At 39.0% G+C, this 8,318-nt stretch carries 9 protein-coding genes; all 9 read right to left on the bottom strand.

Annotated elements, in window-relative coordinates:
* Positions 1 to 290, bottom strand: a 290-nt coding sequence (locus tag U0M88_RS08480; protein WP_331869544.1) for a transposase, incomplete at its 3' end; no start/stop codon positions are given.
* Positions 291 to 297: 7 nt separating this feature from the next.
* On the bottom strand, positions 298 to 741 hold the full coding sequence (locus tag U0M88_RS08475) for an IS1 family transposase (RefSeq protein ID WP_172459579.1): 444 nt from the start codon (positions 739 to 741) through the stop codon (positions 298 to 300).
* Positions 742 to 964: 223 nt separating this feature from the next.
* Positions 965 to 1,633, bottom strand: a complete 669-nt coding sequence (locus tag U0M88_RS08470) for a hypothetical protein (RefSeq protein WP_117447101.1) — start codon at positions 1,631 to 1,633, stop codon at positions 965 to 967.
* A gap of 103 nt (positions 1,634 to 1,736) precedes the next feature.
* Positions 1,737 to 2,579, bottom strand: a complete 843-nt coding sequence (locus tag U0M88_RS08465) for a patatin-like phospholipase family protein (RefSeq protein WP_331869543.1) — start codon at positions 2,577 to 2,579, stop codon at positions 1,737 to 1,739.
* Positions 2,580 to 2,641: 62 nt separating this feature from the next.
* Positions 2,642 to 3,871, bottom strand: coding sequence for a pyridoxal phosphate-dependent aminotransferase (locus U0M88_RS08460; RefSeq protein ID WP_331869542.1), 1,230 nt, complete (start codon positions 3,869 to 3,871; stop codon positions 2,642 to 2,644).
* Between the two features lies 1 nt (position 3,872).
* Positions 3,873 to 4,943, bottom strand: a complete 1,071-nt coding sequence (locus tag U0M88_RS08455) for a chorismate mutase (protein ID WP_331869541.1) — start codon at positions 4,941 to 4,943, stop codon at positions 3,873 to 3,875.
* A 33-nt stretch (positions 4,944 to 4,976) separates the two neighbouring features.
* Positions 4,977 to 6,650 (bottom strand): hypothetical protein, encoded by a 1,674-nt coding sequence (locus U0M88_RS08450; RefSeq protein ID WP_168965924.1) that lies wholly within the window; start codon positions 6,648 to 6,650, stop codon positions 4,977 to 4,979.
* A gap of 45 nt (positions 6,651 to 6,695) precedes the next feature.
* On the bottom strand, positions 6,696 to 7,115 hold the full coding sequence (locus tag U0M88_RS08445) for a hypothetical protein (protein WP_331869540.1): 420 nt from the start codon (positions 7,113 to 7,115) through the stop codon (positions 6,696 to 6,698).
* Between the two features lie 92 nt (positions 7,116 to 7,207).
* Entirely contained in the window at positions 7,208 to 8,209 is a 1,002-nt protein-coding gene (gene tsaD, locus U0M88_RS08440) for a tRNA (adenosine(37)-N6)-threonylcarbamoyltransferase complex transferase subunit TsaD (protein WP_117447096.1), read from the bottom strand.
* Positions 8,210 to 8,318: the final 109 nt, after the last annotated feature.

Raw genomic sequence — 8,318 nt, 5'->3', positions numbered from 1 at the left:
TGGTTGGTGCATTTCTTTTCACAGAGGACTTTCGTATAACTTTGCAGTCCATCTGTCCAGACGTAGCTTTTATTGGCAACGGATTGACAAAAGTCTTCTACATTTTTTATAGAAGGTTTCGCTACATTGAATGACCGTGCAATACATTTTCCCAGACGTTGCACTGCTGTTATTATGCACACTTTCTCATCGGACAAACCGGCCCTGGAAGCACAGGTCCCCCGCTTCTTGCCGGGATGATCTTTGATAAAACGGCCTTTACGGCAATGTGTCACATACGTTTCATCCATTTCGATTTCATGATGTAGTACATATGGGACACTCCATATCTTCAATGAAATGAAGATATTTGTGACGCATACGAAAAGCCGTGGATTCATGTACATCAATTTTAGCAGCTGTGTGAAGCAGCGAATTTCCATTCTGCGTTTCTATGATCAGATCGTTCCATTTCGACTGCGGTTGATGAGAATAGTAAGTCAACTGACCATGATCACATACAAAGCGTTTTTTACAGGAATTACATTTCAACATCTGTTTACCAGCCTTAGTTTTACCTGCTTTTACGAGCACGGGATGATGTTGACCACATTTAGGACAGTATTCGAAATGAAAGTGATCCATCTGTTGATTGATTTCCAGATAATCACGGATCATTTGAGAAATGCGATCTTTTTGATAAGCGCAAAGTTTTTCATCAATGGAAGGGACTAAAAAATCAGAACTAGTATTCATCAACATATAAGTACCTCGTTTCTCTGTACTTATAAAATACTGTCTGATTCGACACTATTTATGTCATATCAACAAATTGAAGGTTAAGCGTCTCCTTTATTTATCTCAATTATATCAAAATATAGCACATTTGTAAGCGTATTCAATGAATAAAATGTTCGGATTCTGTAAAATATACACTTGATTTATACACTACTCTTTAGAAACAAAAAAATAGGCTTGAAACCTCTTAATTCATAATTTCTGATTTTGTGATCAGCCATTCATCGTTCTGTTTTTCAACACGTAATCGTACCTTATACGTGATATCCGGTAAGTCTTCTTTGACATGTTTTTCCAATAATTCAAACAAAGGTTTACTCAGTTCATCTAAAATGACTTTATAAGCCTCCTGCTCGCCTTTTTCTTCATACAATGCCGTTAAACGATCTTGATTTTCTACAAGATAAGACTCCATATATGTATTCGCATCTTCATCTAAGTCCGCAGGATCAAAAGAAGCCAGATCTTTTCCTTCAAAATTAACCTGAACATCCACGACTCCATCTTTTTGCCATTTGGCCTTTTCTATGTCATACGTATTCACGATTTGGTTCATCACTACATCCATAAATTGATGAAAACTTTTTTTAAATTCCTCACCCGTGTTCATAGAAGCGTTCATTCCTAACATCAAACCTGACAAAGCCGGTTCTATCTCTTCCAGTCGCAACGGGTCCTTATAGTCTGATGAAACATAATCGGATGCTTTGTCAAATTGTGCAGACTTCAAATCTTCAAAATAATCGGCCACAACTTCCTTTGCTTCCTGCATCTGCACTTTTTCTGAGCTTCCACAGCCAAATAACAGAATACCAAAAGCACATACCAATACCGCAGATATTATTTTTTTGATCATAATATGTTTTTGATCGTATCCAATTTAAAAGATCGATACGTACCCTTTCTAACATCATTGTACTAAATAACTTATAAATAAATCAAGTCACTATATAAAAGGTTTATTGCTGCATAAATTTCATCAATTTTTGGATCTGCTTTTGTCCCTGTTGATATAAATCTTCCAGACAGTTTTCATCCATTGTCAGTGTTTTCATATTTCCAATCGTATCTGGTGCCAAAATACAAACCTTATTTTCTTTCTCCATCTCTTGTATGCGTTCCAAGCTCTCATTATAAACATAGGCTCTTTGGCTTAAACTGTTTCCGGAATTTCGATAAGTTTTCCTTAAAAATTTAGAGGTCAAATTATCTTTTTTCGGATTTCTTTTTTCTTCTTTTGGTCTTGTCAAGATCACAACAACTTTATCGCATCCTTTTTGTAAGGCTCTTTCAACAGGTATCGGATCGGACATTCCACCATCAAAGTACAAGGCATCATAAATCGGATATGGCTGGCACACAATAGGCATGCAGCTGCTTGCCTTTAGGATGTCATACTGATCCAAAGGCATATCTTTTTTTGAAAAATAGACTGGTTTGCCTGTGCTGGCATCCGTACAAACAACTTCAAATTCAGTAGGATCCTTGGCAAATGTTTCATAATCCATTGGATCTTCACCATTACTGTTAGCTAAAGTACCATAAATATAATCCAGATCTAAATAGTTTTTCTTATGAATCCAGTTGGACAAAGACATATATTCTTTGTGTTTGGCATACTGGGTATAAAAGCGCTTGTTTCTTCCTTTTTGACAGGACAAGAAACTGGCAAGATTGGCGCTGCCGGCCGATACACCGATCGCATAATCAAATTGAATTTGTTTTTCTAAGCAGGCATCCAGTACACCGGTACCGAAAATATCGCGCATACCACCGCCTACATCAATAATTCCCCATTTCATATTTTCTATTATAAACAAAAAAGCAGATAGACACATTTATTTTTTTGTCTATCTGCATTCTTTTATTGAATTGTATCTAAAATATCTTTCATTTTCTTGGCCAATCCCTTGATTTTATCAAGAGATAAAGAACATACCGCAACACGAATTCCTTTGTTGACCTTTACCGTATAGATATGATTTTTCATCAAAGCTTCATGATAGGCATCTCTTGTCGTATTGTCCATTGAAAGTGTCACAAAGAAACCTTCTTTATATGGATAATGTTTCAAGCCGACTTCATTGGCTTCTTTGACAAAAAGATCACTGCGCTCTTTTAATAAGGCAACATACTGTAAACGCTCCTGGTCGTATTCTTTTAAATGATGATCCATCACATCGACAAAGGCAGCCATAGCACCGTTGTTGATGTTTGACCATGTAGCTCTGGCATCTTTTTCAAAGACAATTTTTAATTCCTGTACGATATCTTCCGTTTGTGCCATGACGATGGCAGCACCACAGCGAAGACCATAGCTTGTCATAGATTTGCTTAAACTAAAAGCTACGATCACTGCCATATTTTCAGAAATATCATCAAAGACAGAGAAATATTCTTTAGCCAATTTTTGTCCATAGGCAAAATCAATATACGCAATGTCATTCAACAAAACAACTTTATGCGTTTTAGAGCATTCATTCAAGAACGCAATCACATCTTTCCATTCCTGTGAAGATAGTGAATATCCGGTAGGATTATGGCAAGGATCATTGATGACGATCACCAGCTTATCCTGTTCTTTCATAACTTGTTCACAAGTTTCTTTAAAGGAAGCCAGATTAAAGTGATCTTCTTCAAACAGTGCATACGTTTTGACAGAAAGATTATTCATCTGTGCCATTAAGTTATAGCTGCCCCATGCGATTTCCGGCAGGATGACAGTTTGTCCGGCATCCAGACATTCCTGAATGGTCATTGCCACAGCTCCGGTACCACCCGGTGTCGCAATCACTTCATGATGTAAGTGACTATTTCCGTCTAACACCCACTTATAAACACGATCTTTAAAATCATCATTTCCGGTAAAGCTTGCCGCATACGCAGCCAATACTTTGTTGTCCAGACTTTTCAACGAAGAAAATACACTGTCTAAGGCAACCAGACTTCCTTGTTCGTTATACAAAGAACCAATTGTCGCATCCACAACATTTTCTTCTCCGATCTTTTCTTTATCTTCTTTTGCCTTTTTCACGATAGCGAATACCGTATCGACAATCGGTTGGCGATTTACATTTTCTTTGACAAAGCTCATCTTATTTCCCTCCTAACGCATAAGTTCCTAAAACCTTTAAACTCTCACAATTTTTTTCTATATCCTTTAAACATGCCTGGGCATTGTTTAAATCTCCATCCATCTCAATAAAGAAGAAATATTCAAATGGTTTACCTTTGATCGGCCTCGATTGAATACTTTCCATATTGATGTGATAGCGGGCAATGATCTCAATGATCCTTGCTAAAGAACCACTCTGGTGCTTAACGCTTAAAATCACGCTAAAACGATCACCCTTGTTCCTAGGCTCTAAACCAATGACCAGAAAACGAGTTGTGTTTTCGGTATGTGCCTCAATTTGTGAAGCCAGTACCTTTAAGCCGTACAACTGTGCATTTTCTTTGGCGCCGATAGCGGCTTTGGTCTTATCCTGTTCACTGGCAACGTATTGGGCAGCCATGGCTGTGTTGGGATAACTGACTGTCTGCACACCTAATTCCTTTAAGAAATCCTTGGCTTGCCATAATGCCTGATCTTTGGAATACACCCATTCGATATCTTTTAATGTCGCATCCATTGTTCCTAAAAGACATTGTTCTACCTTTAGATCATAGATTCCCTGAATATAGACCGAATACTCCAATAAAGCATCTAACACTTCTCCTACCGAGCCGGAATTCGTATTCTCAAAAGGAATGACACCATACTGCGCCTTCTTTTCCACAACACTTTTAAAGACTTCATCAAAGTTTTTAAGATTCAGCTTCCGATTTTCCGGATATAATCGCTGTGCCATGATTTGAGAAAAAGCTCCCTGTACACCGGCATAGGCAACGACATCTTCACTTAAAAGTGTTTTTTGATAATCTTTTGAATTCTCCATCACATGATGTAGAAAATCTTTATAAAAGAGCTTGTAATCCGGATTTTGAATATGCTCCAGATTTCTTTCTATGACTTCCTGTTCTCTGGATGCATCGAAGACCGGAAGTCCATTTTCTTTTTTATAGGCCAGCACTTCCTGAACCGCATTCATTCGCTTTTCATACAAGGCTGCCATTTCCTGATCGATCTGATTGATCGTTTTTCTTGCGTTTTCTAACTTATTCATAGTGATATTTTAGCACAAAACCATACAATTGACTTATTTGGTTTCAATCGATTGAATCAGATTGACATCTTCCTGCGGACTGTATGTGATCGTTACGACATCCTGTGCCTTTAAAAAGGCGGCTACATCCTCATTTTGATCCGTGATCGTAAACTTATAACGATTATGTTCAGTATCTATCAAAAAACACTTTGTCGTATCTTCAATAGCGAAGATCTGTACACTTTCGATTGTGATGTCTTTTGTTTCCAATTCATCCTTGTCAATTGCTTGTGTCCCTTCCAAGGCCAGGAACTTCTTTTTTAGATTCTCAAATCCCTCATCGGATGCAATCGTTGCGACTTTTTGATAATCGCTGGCATCTACCATCGCATACATTTTGATCAGGCCACTGTCATCCTTTAAAGCCATCATATAGACCGGTGAACCATTGACATTGACCAAAAGCGGGAAGGTAGATGTATAGCCATAGTTTTTCACTTCGCCTTCTGCCGAGGCCATGGCGCTTGTTTCATTGGCACCCGGTGATGAGATCTTCATGGCTTGATGCGTTCTTAAATTGACTAACACAAAGCCTAGATTACTGGAATCTTTATTAGCCGATGTGATACCGGAATAAATATAAATATCCCCATCCTGTGCCAGATAGTTATAGCCTTCACTGGTATAAGTGACATTTTTTTGACCGATAACAGAGTTAATAAAGCCATCTTGCAGGGAGCCATTTTGATTCACCTGTTCTGTGACCAAGCTTTCCGGGTAAATGCGATCGACCCAGGTTGGCGCATCGAGCACATCATCGTATTTTGTCGATTCTCCTGTGATCGGATCAAATAAAACAACACCGGAAACCGTTTTTCTAGTTTCAAAAGCGGCATAATCATACGTTGTGCAAATATACCATGGATGCCCTTCTTCATCGATTTCAAAAGAGGGTTCTCCAAAAATCGTAGTTGGATACTGCATTTGCAGCTTACGATATAGATCATGATTAAAATAACCGGAAGGAACATACTTCATTCCATCCAATCCCAAATCTTCCAGTTTCACCAGCTCAGCTTCTCCGGTAACAGAATTGACCAGAATATAGGCAGGAATACCTTCTTCTTGATTTCCCAGATACTTAAAGAAACCGGCATATTCAAGCGGTGTCACGCGATAGACGCTGTCTTTATAAGAAATCTGTGTGTATTCTTCACTGACTTCAAACTGGGAAACAAGCTCCGGCATCTCACCCATTACACGGTCGCCTAAAACGATCGTTGAATCACGATCGATGATCGGTGTCTTAGTAAAATCCACTTCTTTTACTTTATCAAAATCTACATTTTCAATCTGGATACGATCGGCAAAATAAGAAGCCATAAATACTGGATTGCATACGGCTAAAGAGCCAAGCACCCAAATAACAGATAGTCCTAAAATGATCTTTAAAGCCGTCATTTTAAAAGACGATTTCCCATATGAAATCGATGATTTCTGAAAGAACAAGGATACAATGCCAACCAATACGATGATATAGATCACATAGGCAAAGCCAGTAACCGTCTTATAGCTAATGACCGGATGGAATATATAATAACCGATAGCCCCGGCAACAAGCCATAAAATCAATAAAATGATCTTTTGTTTTGTGGATAAATCCTTAGTGAAGGAAGGCCCTTCGTATTTCCAGTTAAAACTGGTCTTAAAATGTTTATTCTTCATAACAATCTCCCTAAATCATATATATTGGATCGCATCTTTTTTCTTTTATCGATAGCGTAACAGATCTTCACGAATCTGTCGTACTTGAATGATCGCGTTTTCTACTTGGGCTTTCGCATCTTGAATCTTACTTTGTACCAGCCAATCCGCGATAAGTCCATCAAAGAAATAGTCGGCAAAGGTCAAAAAATCTCCAATCTCCAAACTTAAATGAAGGCGTTGATCGACATCCGCCAATTCTTTACGAAAGTCCTGCAGTGCTCTTTTGGCTCTTTCCATTTCATAACGGGCATCGTCCATTTTCGAATGTTTAAAAAAAGTCGTTAGCACGCCTCCGCCAAGCATATCAAACAATCCCCAGTTTTTGGCACTTTGAAGATAGGCATCGGCTTGGCTTAAACATGCCAAAGCATAATTGGCCGCCTGAATCGCTTCTTGTATTTCCTTATTGAATTGATCTTCCATGTTCATCACCTATATAACATTCTATCAAAAAGAATTCAAATCACACAACCTTATAAAAAAGCCTTACCGCATAGGGTAAGGACAATATAAAACTATTGAATAGGCCAGCTGGCATCTCCGGTCAAGGTTTCATCGCCTCTTCGTCCGGATACATAAGCAATCGTTCCGGCCACTCCGATCATTCCGGCATTATCTGTACAACAATACATCGGTGGCACGGTAAAGGTAATATTTGGATATTCCGTTTTTAATTCTTCGATCTTTTCACGAAGTCTGGAATTGGCACTGACACCACCACCTACGACAAAGTGACGAATTTCGGGATGATCATCCAAAGCCGCATGAATTCTGGAAAAGATTTCATCCAACGCGCACTCCTGGAAAGAACAAGCCAAATCGTTCAAATCATAAGTTTTTCCCTGTCTTTCCATACGTTTGGTAAATTGAAGAACACTGCTCTTTAAACCAGAAAAGCTGAAATCGTAGCGCCCCTGTGTTTTCGGCTTTGCCAATTCATAAACCGGTTTTCCTTCTTTGGCCATTTTATCGATCTTTGGTCCGCCTGGATACCCTAAGCCTAACACTCTGGCAACTTTATCATACGCTTCTCCAATCGCATCATCCTGTGTTTCGCCTAAAATCTCAAAGCTGGTTTCATCTTTCATATAGACCAGTTCGGTATTACCTCCGGATACGACTAGGGCCAATAAAGGATATTTCATATCGACCACCAGCTCATTGGCGTAAATATGGGCTGCCAGATGATGCACCGGTATCAGTGGCTTGTGATAGGCGAAAGCCAACGTCTTGGCCGCCTGCACACCAACATGCAGACAACCGATCAAACCCGGTCCCTTTGTCACCGCAACCGCATCAACATCCTCCATCGTACATCCGGCTTCCTTTAAAGCGGCTTCAATACAATAGGAAATATTTTCAATATGGATACGACTGGCGACTTCCGGAACGACACCGCCAAATTCTTTATGTACATCGATCTGACTGGCAACGATCGATGAAAGTACTTCTTTTTTATCTTTGACAAGGGCAACTGCCGTTTCATCACAGCTGCTCTCAATTCCTAAAACGATCATAGAAACTCCTCTCTGTTATGAAATGACGATTGTCAAGTGGAAATATTCACTTCTTTGATTATCGTCACTTTTTTTAAAATCAAGGATATTAGACAGGAAACTTCTTGTC

The organism is Faecalicoccus sp. (genome assembly GCF_036552745.1).
In the GTDB taxonomy this organism is placed as follows: Bacteria; Bacillota_I; Bacilli_A; order Erysipelotrichales; family Erysipelotrichaceae; genus Faecalicoccus.
The sequence above is the reverse complement of the archived record's forward strand: the minus strand, read 5'-3'. Positions and strand labels throughout refer to the sequence as shown.

Bases quoted from the DNA above. Each gene is read 5' to 3' on its own strand.
- U0M88_RS08475 (WP_172459579.1), bottom strand. From the start codon at position 741: ATGTTGATGAATACTAGTTCTGATTTTTTAGTCCCTTCCATTGATGAA.
- U0M88_RS08470 (WP_117447101.1), bottom strand. From the start codon at position 1,633: ATGATCAAAAAAATAATATCTGCGGTATTGGTATGTGCTTTTGGTATT.
- U0M88_RS08465 (WP_331869543.1), bottom strand. From the start codon at position 2,579: ATGAAATGGGGAATTATTGATGTAGGCGGTGGTATGCGCGATATTTTC.
- U0M88_RS08460 (WP_331869542.1), bottom strand. From the start codon at position 3,871: ATGAGCTTTGTCAAAGAAAATGTAAATCGCCAACCGATTGTCGATACG.
- U0M88_RS08455 (WP_331869541.1), bottom strand. From the start codon at position 4,943: ATGAATAAGTTAGAAAACGCAAGAAAAACGATCAATCAGATCGATCAG.
- U0M88_RS08450 (WP_168965924.1), bottom strand. From the start codon at position 6,650: ATGAAGAATAAACATTTTAAGACCAGTTTTAACTGGAAATACGAAGGG.
- U0M88_RS08445 (WP_331869540.1), bottom strand. From the start codon at position 7,115: ATGGAAGATCAATTCAATAAGGAAATACAAGAAGCGATTCAGGCGGCC.
- tsaD (WP_117447096.1), bottom strand. From the start codon at position 8,209: ATGATCGTTTTAGGAATTGAGAGCAGCTGTGATGAAACGGCAGTTGCC.